Origin of the sequence: Streptomyces pristinaespiralis (assembly GCF_001278075.1) — a bacterium.
GTDB classification, from domain to species: Bacteria; Actinomycetota; Actinomycetes; order Streptomycetales; family Streptomycetaceae; genus Streptomyces; species Streptomyces pristinaespiralis.
Window position 1 is genome coordinate 7,380,373 of the sequence record NZ_CP011340.1, and the last position, 15,655, is coordinate 7,396,027.

Genomic DNA, 15,655 nt, shown 5'->3' on the forward strand with positions numbered 1-15,655 from the left:
GACGCACGCCACGGCGGCGGACGCGGCGGCACGATCGCGTCAACGCCGGCACGGGAGCGCCCGTCACAGGGCCAGCAGCATCGCCAGCATCGCCGTCGCCATGGAGACCCTGCAGGCCGGCACCAACTCGGGCCGGGAACCGGCCGGATCCGCCACCGGGACCGGACCGCCGCCCGCCGGGGCGAGCGGGACGAGCCGAAGGCCCGAGCGGAGCACGTACCCGGCGAAGTAGAGGAGCAGCACGCCGGTGAGGAGCGGGACGCCGCCGGCCGTGTGCGCCCCGTGAGCGCCCGGGCCGGCCATCGCGGCCGCCATGTAGACCATCGCCATGCAGCCGACGGCATGGTGGAGATGGCGCCCGCCGTTCCCGGCCGGCCGCACCGCGTGCACCGCCGCCGCGCCGAACACCACCGCGTACACCATCCAGTGCCATCTCGGCAGGGTGAACAGGGTGGCGGGCACGGCCATCGCGGCCATGCCGAGCCCCATCAGCGCCTCACCGCCGGCCGCCTTTCTGCCCGGTCCCCGGCAACTGCGCATCCGGATCAGGCAGTACGAGCCGGTCGCGGTGCACAGCACCACGAGCATCCAGCCGGACATCGCGGGTCCGTGCACGGAGTACCTCCCCCTTCGGCCGGCTTCGGCGGCGGTCGAGGAGTCGATGCCCAGCTCCCGTCCGCGTACGCGAGCGCACGGGGGTACGGGGGAGTACACGGAAGTGCGAGGGGGAGCGCGGCGAGCGCGGAACGGCTCAGGCGGACCGGCGCGGGGCACGGGCGGGGGCCGGGTTACTCTCGTGCGGACCGCACCCAGTTGGAACGGAGCCACTCCATGGACACAGCCCCGCCCAGGGACTCGGCCGAGCTCACCTACCGCGACGCGGCCGAGGCCGACGTCCCGGCTCTCGTCGCCTTGATCGAGTCGGCGTACCGCGGTGAATCGAGCCGCGCGGGCTGGACCTCGGAGGCCGACATCCTCGGCGGTCAGCGCACCGATCCGCAGGGGGTGCGCGAGGTGATCACCGCCCCCGGCAGCCGTCTGATGATCGTCGAGCGCGACGGGGAGCCGGTCGCCTGCTGCCAGCTCGAGCACCGTGGCGACGCCGCCTACTTCGGCATGTTCGCGGTCCGCCCCGACCTTCAGGGCGCCGGTCTGGGCCGCAGGATCATCGCGGAGGCGGAGCGCAGCGCGCGCGAGACCTGGGGCGTGGCGGAGATGCACATGACCGTGATCTCCGTGCGAGAGGACCTGATCGCCTGGTACGAACGCCGCGGCTACCGCCGTACGGGCCGGATGACCCCCTTCCCGTACGGCGACGAGCGGTTCGGCATCCCGCGGCGCGACGATCTCGCCTTCGAGCTCCTGGTGAAGGACCTCGCCTGAGCGAGCGGCCCCCGGGCGCGCCCGCCGGTGCCCTCGGGCGGAGCCGGCGCGCGCGGGAGCGGGCGGCCGTCAGGCCGTGAAACGGCCGGTGCGCCGGATCTCGGGGAAGTCCGTGGTCGCGCCGTCGAGCTCGAGGGCGCGCACCAGCCGCAGGTGCTCCTGTGTGTTGACCACCCAGCCGATCACCCGCAGCCCCTGGGCGTGCGCCGTCTCGACGGTCTCCAGCGTCAGCCGGCGGATGTTCAGTGCCAGGGCCTGGGCGCCGACGGCCTTCGCACGGTCCGTGACGTCGGCGCCCCAGCGGCTGGCGATCAGCACCGTGCGCACCCCGGGCACCAGTGCCGAGATCTCGGCGATCGCGTCGTCGTGGAACGAGGAGACCTCGACCCGGGGCACCAGGTCGCGCCTGCGCATCACCTCGGCCAGCGCGCGCGCCGCGGCCACGTCCTTGATCTCCGCCTGGAGCGGGCACCGCACGGCGTCGAGAACCTCCTCGAACACCGGCACCCGCTGGCCGCCGCCCGCGTCGAGCTGACGCAGCTCGGCGAGCGTCATCTCGGCGATGGCGCCGCTCCCGTCGGTCGTGCGGTCCACGTCGGCGTCGTGCATGACGGCGAGCGCGCCGTCCTTGCTCAGATGCAGATCGAGTTCGATGGCGTCCATGCCGGCCTGCTCGGCGCGAACGAAGGAACGCAGGGTGTTCTCCGGCTCGACGCCCATGACCCCGCGATGACCGATGGTGAGGAAAGTCAAGATTCTCTCGCTTCCGTCGACGGCGGCTCCCGCGGGACGCAGCCCGGCGCCCGGCGGTATCGAGGCAGCCTAACGGCCCCTCCCGAAGACGGAACCGCTCGCGCGCGGGGTGTCCTGAAGCCGCACACCGACGGCGTCGGCGCCCTGGGGGCGCAGCGGCCCGGCACCCCTTCACCCGTGCGTGGGCGCGTCTCCCGCGAGCTTGACGGGGCCGGGCCTGTCGGCCCTGGCAGGACACCGATGCGGTCGCGATGAGCACCCGCCACCGCAAAAACTGCGGCGATCATGGGGGTCGCACAGGATAATTTCCCCCGCCCGCACTTGTGAGGGAGAACCGCACACGGATACGGTGTCTTGACGCGAGGTTCTCCTGTGGAGGAAGTGACATGACGGAAATTCTTGTGCAGGACGTGGCTGCAGGGGGCATATCCCAGGCCGGCCCGGTGGCCGGCCATCCGAGCTGGACATTGCTCAAGAATGCCGTCGAAGAGATCCGCCCCTGGCAGTCCAAGGACGGCTCGATCGACTTCGACGCGGACGACGCGCCCTCCCGCAAGGAGGCCGAGGCCGCCGTCGAGCGTGTGATCGGCGCGGTGGAGGACCTCGCCCCGCTGCTCCCGCACGACGCCGCCTACCACCGGGCACTCGTCGCCGACCTGCGCAAGTGGGCCGACGAGGGCTTCGTGGTGCCGGACTTCCTGGACTCGCTGCTCGCCTTCCAGCCGGCCGCCTCCCGCGAGGACGGACTGCGGCACCTGGTCGTCTTCCCGATGTACACGCAGAACGGCAACCCCGACCGCAACCTCGAGGCGGTCGTCCTGAAGATGGTGTGGCCCGAGTGGCTCGCCGAGCTCGAGCGCACCCGCTACGACAACCCGCTCTTCTGCGGCATCACGTTCGAGGACTTCACCGCCGGTTACGACACCAACTCCGCGGTGCTCTTCCCCGAGACCATCGCCGTGCGCGAGGCGCCCGAGCGCTTCACCTGGGGCGGTATCTTCTGCGACCGCGAGGCCGCCCGCTTCCGCGCCGTCACCGACGAGGCCGTGCGGGTGCTCGGTCTCGAACTGCCCGACGACATCCGCGAGATGGTCGCCGACCAGAAGCGGTGCGAGCAGGCCTTCGTGCTCTGGGACATGGTCCACGACCGCACCCACAGCCACGGCGACCTGCCCTTCGACCCGTTCATGATCAAGCAGCGCCAGCCGTTCTGGATGTACGGCCTGGAGGAGCTGCGCTGCGACCTCACCGCCTTCAAGGAGGCCGTGAAGCTGGAGGCCGAGGGCAACCCGCACGGCCGTGACGTGCAGTACGCGGTGCTCTTCGACCGCATGTTCCGCTTCCCGGTGACCGGCGACCGGGTGCGCAACTACGACGGCCTCGGCGGTCAGCTGCTCTTCGCCTACCTGCACAAGCATGACGTCGTCCGCTGGACGGACAACACCCTGAAGATCGACTGGGAGCGTGCCCCGCAGGTCACCAACCAGCTCTGCGGCGAGATCGAGAAGCTCTACCGCGAGGGCATCGACCGCCCCAAGCTGGTCCACTGGTTCGCCGCGTACGAACTGGTCTCCACCTACCTCGCCCCGCACCCCGGGTCGCGCTGGGCCAAGGGGCCCGACGCCCTCGACCTGACCCTGCCGCCTCGTAAGCTCGTGGATGACGTGCTTCCGGACGAGTTTCCGCTGAGCATGTTCTATGAGGCGCTCTCCAAGAAGCTGAAGAACGTGATCGCCTCGACCAAGGGGATCACCGCCGCTTCCGCTCCGGGGGCTGCCGCGTGAGCTCTCGAACCGAGGAGGCGACCAGCATGGACACCAACGGCAGTGGCGCCCTGGAAGGTGCGGTGATCGCGGTGGCCGGCGCGGCCGGTCCCGCGGGCCGGGCCACCCTGCTCCGGCTCGCAGAGGCGGGCGCCGTCGTCGTCGCCTCCGACGCCGACCCCCAGCGGCTCGCCGAGGCCGTGGACGCGGCCAGGTACGCCCACGGCGGGGCGACCGTCACCGGTGACACCGTCGACCTGCTCGACCTGGGCGCGGCCCGCGAGTGGGCCGACAAGACGGAGAAGGAGTTCGGCCGGATCGACGGCCTGGTCCACCTGGTGGGCGGCTGGCGCGGTGGCGCCTCGTTCACCGAGACCAACCCCGCCGACTGGGAGCTGCTGGAGAAGCTGCTGATCCGCACCGTCCAGCACACCTCGCTCGCCTTCCACGACGGTCTGCTGCGCAGCGACAAGGGCCGCTACCTGCTGATCAGCGCCGCCGGGGCCAGCAAACCCACGGCGGGCAACGCGGCGTACGCGGCGTCCAAGGCAGCCGCGGAGGCGTGGACGCTGGCCCTCGCCGATTCGTTCCGCAAGGCGGGGGGCGAGCAGGGCCCGAAGGCCGCTGCTGCCATCCTGGTCGTCAAGGCACTGGTGCACGACGCCATGCGCGCCGAGCGTCCCAATGCGAAGTTCGCGGGCTTCACCGACGTGACGGAGCTGGCCGACGCCATCGCCGGACTGTGGGACCGCCCCGCTCAGGAAGTGAATGGACAGCGTCTGTGGCTGACCCCGGAACCGTAAAGACCGACGCGCGGCGCCACCACGATCCCTCCGTGCGCGGTTTCGCCAGCGACAACTACGCGGGCGCCCACCCGGAGATCCTCGCCGCGCTCGCCCTCGCCAACGGCGGCCACCAGGTCGCCTACGGCGAGGACGAGTACACCGACCATCTCCAGCGTGTCGTGCACAGCCACTTCGGTGCGACGGCCGAGGCCTTCCCGGTCTTCAACGGCACCGGCGCCAATGTGACCGCCCTCCAGGCGCTCACCGACCGTTGGGGCGCCGTGATCTGCGCCGAGTCGGCGCACATCAACGTCGACGAGGGCGGCGCGCCGGAGCGCATGGGCGGGCTGAAGCTGCTGACCGTGCCGACGCCGGACGGAAAGCTCACGCCGGAGCTCATCGACCGGCAGGCGTGGGGGTGGGAGGACGAGCACCGGGCCATGCCGCAGGTGGTGTCGATCACCCAGAACACCGAGCTGGGCACCGTCTACACCGTGGACGAGATCCGCGCGATCGTCGCCCACGCCCACGGTCACGGCATGAAGGTCCATCTCGACGGAGCCCGGATAGCCAACGCCGCTGCTTCGCTGAACGTGCCCATGCGGGCCTTCACCAACGCCGTCGGTGTCGACGTCCTGTCCTTCGGCGGCACCAAGAACGGCATGCTCTTCGGTGAGGCGGTCGTGGTCCTGAACCCGGACGCGGTCAGCCACATGAAGCATCTGCGCAAGCTGTCCATGCAGCTCGCCTCCAAGATGCGCTTCGTCTCCGTGCAGTTGGAGGCACTGCTCGCCAAGGACCTGTGGCTGCGCAACGCCCGGCACTCCAACGCCATGGCCCAGCGGCTCGCGGACGGTGTGCGCGCGGTGGACGGGGTGGAGATCCTCTACCCGGTGCAGGCGAACGCCGTCTTCGCGCGGCTGCCGCACGACGTCAGCGAGCGGCTGCAGAAGCGCTTCAGGTTCTACTTCTGGGACGAGGCGGCCGGTGACGTGCGCTGGATGTGCTCGTTCGACACCACGGAGGACGACGTAGACGCCTTCCTCCAGGCTTTGAAGGAAGAGATGGCGCGCCGGCCCTGAAGACAGGTCCGCAGACTGCATAGATATACGGCCGACCGATAAGTCATTGACTGTCGGTCGGTCGTCTTTCTATGCTCCCGGGGCATGGAGTTCATCCAGCAAGACCCCGAACTTTCGGCCTATTTGGCTGCTGACGACGCAATCGATCACGAGCACCCGGTCGTCCGGGAGGTTGCCGCCGATCTCGCCCGTGGTGCGGCGGATTCATACGTATACGCCCGGGCTGCTTATGAGTACGTCCGTGATGCCGTGCCGCACTCGCACGACACGGGCGACCCCCGGGTCACCTGGCGCGCCTCCGACGTGCTGCGGCAGCGCACCGGCATCTGCTACGCCAAGTCCCACGCCCTTGTCGCGCTGCTGCGTGCCGAGGACATCCCGGCGGCCCTGTGCTACCAGCGGCTGGACGGGGTGGTGCACGGTCTGGTGGCGGTGCGGTTCCACGGGGCCTGGCACCGGCAGGACCCCCGGGGTGGCCGGCCGGGTGGGTCCGTGCCGTTCTCGCTGGCGGGGGAGCGCCTGCCGTACGCACCACGACCGGAGTCCAGTGACATGGACTATCCGGTACTCTACGCTGCACCGCACCCCGTGGTCCTGGCAGCTCTGCAAGGGGCTCCCGACCGGGCGCGCCTGTGGCAGGCGCTCCCGACCTCTCTCTGAAATGTTCGAGGCAAGCAGGCGATGACTCTCAGGCTCACCGTGTCCGACGACGTGCGCGCACTCGCGCCCGGCTTCACCCATGTCGCCGTCGAGGCGCACGGACTCACCAACGGACCCAGTAATGACGGGAGTTCGGCGCTCCTGGACGAGGCCGCCCGCCGGCTCGCGAGCCGCCTCGACGGGCGTGCGCCCCACGAGGAGGCGGGTATGGCCGCCTGGCGTGCGGCGTACACGGCGTTCGGCGCCAAGCCGTCCCGTACCCGCAACTCGGCGGAAGCGCTGGCCAGGAGGGCGCTCACGGACGGCGGGCTGCCCCGGATCAACATCCTGGTGGACGTCTACAACGCCATCAGCGTGGCGCACCTGATCCCCGTCGGCGGTGAGGACACCGACCGGATCAAGGGTGGCATGAGGCTCGTCAGGGCCACGGGACAGGAGCCGTTCGTCACGGTGGCGGGGGGCGAGGAGACCGTTGAGCACCCGGAGCCGGGCGAGGTCGTCTGGTGCGACGACGAAGGTGTCACCTGCCGCCGCTGGAACTGGCGCCAGGGAGTGCGCACCCGGCTGACGGAGGACTCGGTGAACGCCCTGTTCCTGCTCGAAGGCATGGGTCCCGCGGCGGGCGGCGCAGCGGCGGCCGCCGCGGCCGAACTCGCCGAATCACTGGAGAAGCTGAGCCCGGGGGCGCGGATCACCGTCCATGACCCGCGCTAGGCCCTCGTCCGGCCGGGCAGGCTCAGTGCGCCTCGCGGACCTCGGCCGCTGTGGGCGCCGTGCCGCCGAGGTGGGCGGGCACCCACCAGGTGTCGGCCGCGTCCCTGGGGCGCACGGGGTAGGCCCGCTGGGCGGCCTCGAGCAGCTCCTGGACACGCTCGCGCAGTCGCCGGGTGATCGCGCCGGCGTACTGGTCGGCGGGCGCCTCGACGGGCTCGCCGACGCGGATGGTCACCGGGATGTGGGAGCGCTTGAAGTTGCGCGGGCGGCCCTTGGTCCACAGCCGCTGCGTGCCCCACAGCGCCATCGGGATCAGCGGGACGCCCGCCTCCTGCGCAAGCCGCGCCGCTCCCGACTTGAACGACTTCAGCGTGAACGACTCGGAGATCGTCGCCTCGGGGAAGACGCCCACGATCTCGCCCGAGCGCAGCGAGTCCAGCGCGTGCGCGTACGCCGCCTCGCCCTGCTTGCGGTCCACGGGGATGTGCTTCATCCCCCTCATCAGGGGGCCGGAGATCTTGTGGCGGAAGACCGACTCCTTCGCCATGAAGCGCACCAGGCGCTTCTGCGGCAGGGCGCCGAGGCCGGTGAAGATGAAGTCCAGGTAGCTGATGTGGTTGCTGACCAGCACCGCTCCGCCGGTGCGCGGAATGTTCTCCGACCCCTGAGTGTCGATCTTCAGGTCGAGCGCCTTGAACATCGTGAGAGCGGCGCCGATGACCGGCCGATAGACGAGCTCTGCCATGGGGGGAGGACCCTTTCGTCATGCCCGGGGAGGGTTCGCCCGGTTGGAAGTTACGCAGCCGTAGGTTTTTGGCTTTGGGCCGATCGTGCCCCATGTGCGCCGTGCTGACCAGTCCTGGACGCCTGCCGGCGCGAGATTCTCGTCACTTCACGGACGGGAACCCGGCCACCGGCGCGGCCTGCGGGAATCCCCGCCCGGCCGGGAACGCTGCAGCTCGGGGAAGTGAACACACGGCGCAGGTCGGAAGGCGGAGAAGTGCACGGACAGGACGCGGAACGTCGGCTTGGCGAGCCGGAGCTGGGCCGGGGACCGGGTGAACGCGCCACCCTCGTACAGTTCTCGACCGCCTTCTGTCAGCCCTGCCGGGCCACCCGGCGCGTCCTCGCCGACGTCGCCGCGATGGTCGACGGCGTCGTCCATGTCGAGATCGACGCAGAGGAGCAACTCGCCCTCGTGCGCGAACTGGGCATCGTGAGCACGCCGACCGTGCTGGTCCTCGACGCCGCCGGACGGATCGTCACCAGGGCGTCGGGCACACCCCGAAAGGCCGACGTCATCGCCGCGCTGGGGCGGGCGATATGACACCCGTGACCCTGGTCGCACCTTCCGGTGCGCACTTGACTGTGTACGCCATGTATCGCCAGGCTGGCTCCCGTGCTTCCAGAACTCCTTCTCGACGGGCGGGTTCATGCCGATCTCTCCCGTGATGCGAGCGCCCGCTGTCAGGCTGCCCGTGCAGCCGCAGTCGCATAGTCCGCTCCCCAAGAAGGAACACTCGATGACGGCCTCGCCCGATCTCGGCGCCGCTCAGCTCGCCTCCCCCGACCTCCTGCGATCCGTCTTCCGGCAGCACGCCGCCGGTGTCGCGGTGATCACCGCGGGCGGCCCGCGTCCGGTCGGATTCACCGCGACCTCGCTCACCTCCGTCGCGGCCGAGCCGCCGCTCATCTCCTTCGGTGTGGGTACCGGCTCCTCCAGCTGGCCCGTCGTCGCGGAGGCCGGGCATGTCGGCGTGCACATACTCGGCGAGCACCAGCGCGAGCTGGCCGCCACCTTCGCCCGCAGTGGCGCCGACCGCTTCGCGCCGCCGACGAGCTGGCGCGAAGGGCCGGAAGGTGTCCCCGTGCTGGACGGTGTGCTTGCCTGGATGGTGTGCCGTGTCGTGGCCCGTGTGCCCGCGGGCGACCATCGCATCGTGATCGCCGAGGCGGTCGTCGGGGATCCGGCGGGCGGCGGCCGGCCACTGCTCTACCACCAGGGACGCTTCACGGCTCTGCAGGAGTGAGCTGTGCGGAGGCGACGGACGCTCCGTTGTCAAGGTCACAGTTCAAAGCGCTTGCTTAGCGGGAACACACTGGGTGTACTGACGAGTAATATTTCGTTCGGAGCGCGGCCCGCCCCGACCGGGATCCGCCCCATCGGACGCCTATGCTGCGTTCACAAGGCAGTCCAGTAGAGACGATGCAGTAGGAGAGCCGGCGTGAGCCTGAGGATCGTTGTCTGTGTGAAGTACGTGCCCGACGCCACCGGCGACCGGCACTTCGCCGATGACCTGACCGTCGACCGCGACGACGTCGACGGCCTGCTGTCGGAGCTGGATGAGTACGCGGTCGAGCAGGCGCTGCAGATCGCGGACGAGGCGGACGACGCCGAGGTCACCGTGCTGACCGTCGGCCCCGAGGACGCCAAGGACGCCCTGCGCAAGGCGCTGTCCATGGGCGCGGACAAGGCCGTCCACGTCGAGGACGACGACCTGCACGGCTCCGACGTCATGGGTACCTCGCTGGTCCTCGCGAAGGCGGTCGAGAAGACCGGTTACGACCTGGTCATCTGCGGCATGGCCTCCACCGACGGCACCATGGGCGTGCTGCCGGCGATCCTCGCCGAGCGTCTGGGTGTCCCGCAGGTCACCCTGCTCTCCGAGGTCTCCGTCGAGGACGGCACCGTGAAGGGCCGCCGCGACGGCGACACCGCCAGCGAGCAGCTCGAGGCGTCCCTGCCGGCCGTCGTGTCCGTGACGGACCAGTCGGGCGAGGCCCGCTACCCGTCCTTCAAGGGCATCATGGCCGCCAAGAAGAAGCCGGTGGAGTCCCTGGACCTCGAGGACCTCGAGATCGACGCGGAAGAGGTCGGCCTCGAGGGCGCCTGGACCAAGGTCGACTCGGCCGCGGAGCGCCCGGCCCGCACCGCCGGCACGATCGTCAAGGACGAGGGCGAGGGCGGCAAGCAGCTCGCGGAGTTCCTCGCGAGCCAGAAGTTCATCTAGAGGCTTCGGCCCTCTACCGCCCCCTTCATACTTCGCAAGCAGGAGAGAAGAAGTCCCATGGCTGAAGTTCTCGTCTACGTCGACCACGTGGACGGCGCCGTCCGCAAGCCCACCCTGGAGCTGCTGACGCTGGCCCGCCGCATCGGTGAGCCCGTCGCCGTCGCTCTCGGCTCCGGTGCCGAGAGCACCGCCGCCGCGCTCGCCGAGCACGGCGCGGTGAAGGTCCTCACGGCCGACGCCCCCGAGTTCGCCGAGTACCTGGTCGTCCCGAAGGTGGACGCGCTGCAGGCCGCGTACGAGGCCGTCTCCCCGGCCGCCGTGCTCGTCCCGTCCTCCGCCGAGGGCAAGGAGATCGCGGCCCGCCTCGCAGTCCGCATCGGCTCCGGCATCATCACCGACGCCGTCGACCTCGAGGCCGGCGACGAGGGCCCGGTCGCGACGCAGTCCGCGTTCGCCGCCTCCTTCACCACCAAGTCCCGCATCACCAAGGGCACCCCGGTCATCACGGTCAAGCCGAACTCGGCCGCCGTGGAGGCCGCCCCGGCCGCGGGCAGCGTCGAGGCGCTGTCGGTGTCGTTCTCCGAGCAGGCCACGGGCACCAAGGTCACCTCCCGCACCCCGCGTGAGTCGACCGGCCGCCCGGAGCTGACCGAGGCCGCGATCGTCGTCTCCGGCGGCCGTGGCGTCAACGGCGCGGAGAACTTCGCCATCATCGAGGCGCTCGCCGACTCCCTCGGCGCGGCCGTCGGCGCCTCGCGCGCCGCGGTCGACGCGGGCTGGTACCCGCACACCAACCAGGTCGGCCAGACCGGCAAGTCCGTGTCGCCGCAGCTGTACATCGCCTCCGGCATCTCCGGCGCGATCCAGCACCGCGCGGGCATGCAGACGTCGAAGACCATCGTGGCCATCAACAAGGACGCAGAGGCCCCGATCTTCGACCTCGTCGACTACGGCGTGGTCGGCGACCTCTTCGAGGTCGTCCCGCAGCTGACCGAAGAGGTCAAGACCCGCAAGGGCTGATCTGCAGGTTCTCTTCGGCCCGGGGCCGCGCGGTGATTCCACCGCGCGGCCCCGGTCCTTTGAGGCGCACCATTGACGCAGATCACGGCCGCCCCTTAACTTCATTCAACAGAATGTTGAATCCGTGATGCGGGCACCACGGATCCCGAAGTGTGCGGAGGGTGTGGGAATGGGTCAGCAGGAGAAGGTGGCGACAAGCCTCGCGGGCGCGGTCAGCGAGGACATCAGCGCCTCCCTGGCGACGGTGGACGCGGAGCTCGCCCGCCGCTACCCCGGAGATCCGGGCACCCGCCAGCCCGTCCACACCGTCTACGTCCCCGGCAACGACTTCGCCGCCGACACGATCCGCTCGTGGGGCGACCGGGCCCTCGCCGCCCTCGACGAGCACGCGCCCGACGCCCGCACCTTCGCCCGGGTCCTGGGCCTCGCGGACGAGCTCGCGGAGCCCGTGTACACGCGCGTTCGCGCCAAGCTGGAGCGTGAGCCGGTCGAGGACCTGCGCGTCGACTTCGAGGACGGCTACGCGGGCCCCGACGAGGACGCCGACGCCGCACGCGCCGCGCGGCTGATCTCCGAGGCGTACGAACAGGGCACCGCCGCCCCGTACATGGGCATCCGGATGAAGTGCATGGAGGCCGCCGTACGCGACCGGGGCATCCGCACCCTCGACATCTTCCTGACCGGCCTGATGGAGCGCGGCGGACTGCCCGGCGGCCTGGTGCTGACCCTCCCCAAGGTCACCTATCCGCAGCAGGTCACCGCGATGGTGCGGCTGCTGGAGCAGTTCGAGAAGTCCCGCGGTCTCGAACCCGGCCGCATCGGCTTCGAGATCCAGATAGAGACCAGCCAGTCGATCCTCGCCGCCGACGGCACCGCCACCGTCGCCCGCATGATCGACGCGGCCGAGGGCAGGGCCACCGGACTCCACTACGGCACCTTCGACTACAGCGCCTGCCTCGGCGTCAGCGCCGCCTACCAGTCCAGCGACCACCCCGCCGCCGACCACGCCAAGGCCGTCATGCAGGTGGCCGCCGCCGGCACCGGAGTACGTGTGTGCGACGGGTCCACCAACGTGCTGCCCGTCGGACCCGCCGAGAAGGTCCACGACGCCTGGCGGCTCCACCACGGCCTCACCCGCCGCGCCCTCGCCCGCGCCTACTACCAGGGCTGGGACATGCACCCCGGCCAGCTCCCCACCCGGTACGCCGCGGTGTTCGCGTTCTACCGCGAGGGCTTCGAGCAGGCAGCGGCCCGCCTCGCCGCCTACGCGGGCCACGTCGGCGGCGACGTCATGGACGAGCCCGCCACCGCCAAGGCGCTCAGCTCCTACCTGCTGCGCGGCATCGACTGCGGCGCCCTCGACGAGGCGGAGGTCACCGGCCTGACCGGCCTCGACCGTGCCTCTCTCGACGGTTTCGCCCGGCCGCGGCGGGGCGACCTGACCGCCACGGCCGGGTAACACCCGGCGTCCGCGGCGCGCTGCCCCCTCTAGTCTGTGATCCGTCACTTTTTCGGATCCACGGAGCGGGGCAGCGGTGTCAACGGGGGAGAACGAACGGCTGGCCGGGCGTTATCGGCTGGTCGGGCAACTGGGCCGCGGCGGAATGGGCGTCGTCTGGCGGGCGGTCGACGAGGTCCTCGGACGCGAGGTCGCCGTCAAGGAACTGCGCACGTACACCGACTCGTCGGCGCCCGAACTGGCCGACCTGACCGTGCGGATGCAGCGCGAGGCGCGGGCCGCCGCCCGCGTCCGGCACCCAGGGGTCGTCGCCGTCCACGACGTCGCGGAGCACGAGGGCCGGCCGGTCATCGTGATGGAGCTCGTCGACGGCCCCTCGCTCGACGACGTGCTGAACACCCGCGGCGTGCTGGACCCGCGGGAGGCCGCCGGCATCGGCGCGAGGGTGCTGGAGGCGCTCGGAGCCGCGCACCGCGCCGGTGTGCTGCACCGGGACGTCAAACCGGGCAACGTCCTGCTGGACCGCTCCGGCCGGGTGGTGCTCACCGACTTCGGCATCGCGGCCATGGACGATCCCGGCGACGGCTCCACGTCCCGTCTCACCCGCAGCGGTGAGATCGTCGGCTCCCTCGACTACCTGGCCCCCGAGCGTGCCCAGGGCAACGATCCGGGCCCGGCCTCCGACGTGTGGGCGCTCGGCGCCACCCTGTACGCGGCGGTCGAGGGCTCCTCCCCGTTCCGCCGGACCTCCACCTGGTCGACGCTCACCGCGATCGTCGCCGAGCCGCTGCCGGAGCCCCTGCGCGCCGGTCCGCTCGCGCCCGTACTGCGGCAGCTGATGCACAAGGACCCGGCACGGCGGCCCGACGCCGACGCGGCGGCGCGGATGCTGTCCGCCGTCGCCGCAGGCGAGGATCCCGCCGGACACACGGCGCCGCTCGGACCGCCGGTGGACGGACCGCGCGAACAGGCACCGCCCAGGGTGCCGACGGTGCTCAGCGCCGCGCCCTACCAGCCGCAGGGCTTCGGTCCCGCGGAGCCGGAGCCCGCCGCGGGCGGCGCGGTGCCCGGTCCTCCGGGGACGTACGCGGCGCCGGCGGCCGGTGCGGTGCCCGGACCCGTGGCGTCGTACACGCCGCAGGCGGCCGGGCCTCCGGGAACTCCTCCCGGCGGCGGGCCGGTCCGGCACGGCCGCGGCAAGGTGATGATCGCCGCAGCCGTCGCCGCGGTCCTGCTCGCCGGCGGCGGCGTGACGTACGCGCTCGTCGGCAAGGACGACGGCGGCACCACCCGAGGCGACCTCGCGGGCGGCGAGGCCGCCGGCCCCTCAGCCGGCGCGGGCCCTTCCGGTGACACGCCGGGCACCGGCCCGGCGGGCGAGCGGTCCCCGAGCGCCGGGAGCGGGCCCGACGAGAAGGGCGGCGAGGGGACGAAGTCACCGTCTCCGGCGTCGAAGGCGCCCGTTCCGGGCGGAGCGGCGGCCGAACCGGACGCCGGCGATTCGACCGGCGGGAGCGAGAGCGGTTCGGGGGGTGGCTCCGACGGCGGCGCCTCCGGCGGTTCCACGGGCGGGAGTTCGACCGGCGGAGGCGGTACGACGGGCGGCGGCGACTCCGAGCCCGCGCCGGCGTGCCACGCGATCGGCGCCGGCAAGTACAACTGCCAGGTCTGGAAGACCGCGCAGTCCTACAACGACGGCGGCGCCCAGGTCGGTGTCCTCAACGCGGGCACCAACTACTTCTACTGCCAGGCGAATCTCGGCCGCCGCGAGACCTCCGGCGAGTGGACCAACGTCTGGTGGGCAAAGACCGACGACGACAGCGGGAACCGCAATGTCTGGGTGAGCGACGTCTACGTCCAGGGCGGCGCCAACGACGAGCCGGTACCCGGCCTCCCCGTCTGCTGACTCACGCCGCCCCGGCCGGGCCCGCCCCGGTCAGGACGGCGGCGGGATCTCCCCGGAGCCGCGGGGGACGAGCACCGTCTCCAGGGCCACCTGGGACGGTTCGTCGTTCACGCCGTCGAGCCTGCGGAACAGCCGCTCCGCCGCGGTGCGCCCCAGGGCCGCGGCGTCCTGGGCTATGACGGTGATGCCGAGCAGGTCCGCGAGCTCGATGTCGTCGAACCCGACGAGGGCGACGCGCTGGTCGTGCCCGGCGAGGACCCGTACGGCGGTCACCGTCACCCGGTTGTTGCCGGCGAAGATCGCGGTGACCGGCTCCGGGCCCGCCAGCACCGACTTCACGGCCTCCTGGACCCGCTCGGGCGCCGTCGAGCCGAGGGCCACCCACGAGTCGTCGATCACCAGACCCGCGTCCTCCATGGCGGCCCGGTAGCCGCGCAGCCGCTCCACGGCGGTGTGGATGCGCGGCTGGTCGCCGATGAAGGCGATACGGCGGTGGCCGTGGGCGATCAGATGCGCCACACCGGCCCGCGCGCCGCCGAAGCTGTCGGAGAGCACCACGTCCGCTTCGATCCGGCCCGGCGGACGGTCGACGAACACCGTGGCCACGCCCGCCTTCATCTCCGGCTCCAGATAGCGGTGGTCGTCGCCCGCCGGAATCACGATCAGACCGTCCACCCGGCGTGCGCACAGCGCCAGCGCCAACTCCTGCTCCCGCTCCGGGTCCTCGGCGCTGGAACCGTTGATGAGCAGCGCCCCGTGGGCCCGCGCGACCTCCTCGACCGCGCGGCTCAGCGGACCGTAGAACGGGTCGGCGAGATCCTCGAGAACGAGGCCGATCGAGGCGGTACGGCCCTTGCGCAGCACCCGCGCGCTGTCGTTGCGGCGGAACCCGAGGGACTCGATGGCCTCCTGCACCCGGCGTTCCGTGTCCGGCGTGACACCCGGCTCGCCGTTCACCACGCGTGAGACCGTCTTCAGCCCGACACCGGCCCGTGCCGCCACGTCCTTCATCGTGGGCCGGTTCCCGTAGCGGGGCTCGGGGCCGCGAGGGCTGCCCGGAGGCGTCGGAGGACGGGTCGAATCGGCCACGGTGCGCTGTCCTTATGGGTCTGGGCGGTC

General features: G+C 71.5%; 16 protein-coding genes. 12 read left to right on the forward strand and 4 right to left on the reverse strand.

Annotated elements, in window-relative coordinates; genetic code table 11:
• Positions 1–63: 63 nt before the first annotated feature.
• Positions 64–615, reverse strand: a complete 552-nt coding sequence (locus SPRI_RS31765; protein WP_005320505.1) for a DUF5134 domain-containing protein — start codon at positions 613–615, stop codon at positions 64–66.
• Between the two features lie 216 nt (positions 616–831).
• Here SPRI_RS31765 and SPRI_RS31770 point away from each other — a divergent pair, with 216 nt between their 5' ends.
• Complete coding sequence (locus SPRI_RS31770; protein WP_005320506.1) at positions 832–1,383, forward strand: GNAT family N-acetyltransferase; 552 nt, start codon at positions 832–834, stop codon at positions 1,381–1,383.
• Between the two features lie 69 nt (positions 1,384–1,452).
• Here the strand turns inward: SPRI_RS31770 and SPRI_RS31775 are convergent, their stop codons facing one another.
• Complete coding sequence (locus SPRI_RS31775; protein WP_037775356.1) at positions 1,453–2,136, reverse strand: glycerophosphodiester phosphodiesterase; 684 nt, start codon at positions 2,134–2,136, stop codon at positions 1,453–1,455.
• Between the two features lie 386 nt (positions 2,137–2,522).
• Between SPRI_RS31775 and SPRI_RS31780 the strand changes: the two genes are divergently transcribed.
• From SPRI_RS31780 to SPRI_RS31800, 5 genes are all read left to right on the forward strand, one after another.
• Positions 2,523–3,920, forward strand: a complete 1,398-nt coding sequence (locus SPRI_RS31780) for a DUF6421 family protein (protein ID WP_005320508.1) — start codon at positions 2,523–2,525, stop codon at positions 3,918–3,920.
• 26 nt (positions 3,921–3,946) lie between these two features.
• Positions 3,947–4,702 carry an SDR family NAD(P)-dependent oxidoreductase gene (locus tag SPRI_RS31785; RefSeq protein ID WP_037775358.1) on the forward strand — a complete coding sequence of 252 codons (756 nt, stop codon included), beginning with the start codon at positions 3,947–3,949 and terminating at the stop codon, positions 4,700–4,702.
• Positions 4,681–5,766, forward strand: a complete 1,086-nt coding sequence (locus tag SPRI_RS31790) for a threonine aldolase family protein (RefSeq protein ID WP_005320518.1) — start codon at positions 4,681–4,683, stop codon at positions 5,764–5,766. The genes SPRI_RS31785 and SPRI_RS31790 overlap by 22 nt, the downstream gene beginning before the upstream one ends.
• 84 nt (positions 5,767–5,850) lie before the next feature.
• Entirely contained in the window at positions 5,851–6,426 is a 576-nt protein-coding gene (locus tag SPRI_RS31795; protein ID WP_005320519.1) for a transglutaminase-like domain-containing protein, read from the forward strand.
• A gap of 21 nt (positions 6,427–6,447) precedes the next feature.
• Complete coding sequence (locus SPRI_RS31800) at positions 6,448–7,140, forward strand: B3/B4 domain-containing protein (RefSeq protein WP_005320520.1); 693 nt, start codon at positions 6,448–6,450, stop codon at positions 7,138–7,140.
• A gap of 22 nt (positions 7,141–7,162) precedes the next feature.
• Here the strand turns inward: SPRI_RS31800 and SPRI_RS31805 are convergent, their stop codons facing one another.
• The gene (locus SPRI_RS31805; protein WP_005320521.1) at positions 7,163–7,885 is read right to left on the reverse strand and encodes a lysophospholipid acyltransferase family protein; all 723 of its coding nucleotides are present in this window, start codon (positions 7,883–7,885) and stop codon (positions 7,163–7,165) included.
• 207 nt (positions 7,886–8,092) lie between these two features.
• Between SPRI_RS31805 and SPRI_RS31810 the strand changes: the two genes are divergently transcribed.
• The 6 genes from SPRI_RS31810 (at position 8,093) to SPRI_RS31835 (ending at position 14,536) form a co-directional block, all read left to right on the forward strand.
• Positions 8,093–8,467 (forward strand): TlpA family protein disulfide reductase, encoded by a 375-nt coding sequence (locus tag SPRI_RS31810; protein WP_005320522.1) that lies wholly within the window; start codon positions 8,093–8,095, stop codon positions 8,465–8,467.
• A 196-nt stretch (positions 8,468–8,663) separates the two neighbouring features.
• Positions 8,664–9,170, forward strand: coding sequence for a flavin reductase family protein (locus tag SPRI_RS31815; RefSeq protein WP_005320523.1), 507 nt, complete (start codon positions 8,664–8,666; stop codon positions 9,168–9,170).
• A gap of 195 nt (positions 9,171–9,365) precedes the next feature.
• Positions 9,366–10,151, forward strand: a complete 786-nt coding sequence (locus SPRI_RS31820; protein WP_005320524.1) for an electron transfer flavoprotein subunit beta/FixA family protein — start codon at positions 9,366–9,368, stop codon at positions 10,149–10,151.
• 57 nt (positions 10,152–10,208) lie between these two features.
• Positions 10,209–11,171, forward strand: a complete 963-nt coding sequence (locus tag SPRI_RS31825; protein WP_005320526.1) for an electron transfer flavoprotein subunit alpha/FixB family protein — start codon at positions 10,209–10,211, stop codon at positions 11,169–11,171.
• Positions 11,172–11,340: 169 nt separating this feature from the next.
• The gene (locus tag SPRI_RS31830; RefSeq protein ID WP_037775359.1) at positions 11,341–12,630 is read left to right on the forward strand and encodes a DUF6986 family protein; all 1,290 of its coding nucleotides are present in this window, start codon (positions 11,341–11,343) and stop codon (positions 12,628–12,630) included.
• Positions 12,631–12,706: 76 nt separating this feature from the next.
• Positions 12,707–14,536 (forward strand): serine/threonine-protein kinase, encoded by a 1,830-nt coding sequence (locus SPRI_RS31835; protein WP_053557565.1) that lies wholly within the window; start codon positions 12,707–12,709, stop codon positions 14,534–14,536.
• Positions 14,537–14,566: 30 nt separating this feature from the next.
• Here the strand turns inward: SPRI_RS31835 and SPRI_RS31840 are convergent, their stop codons facing one another.
• Positions 14,567–15,547, reverse strand: coding sequence for a LacI family DNA-binding transcriptional regulator (locus SPRI_RS31840; protein ID WP_050791613.1), 981 nt, complete (start codon positions 15,545–15,547; stop codon positions 14,567–14,569).
• Positions 15,548–15,655: the final 108 nt, after the last annotated feature.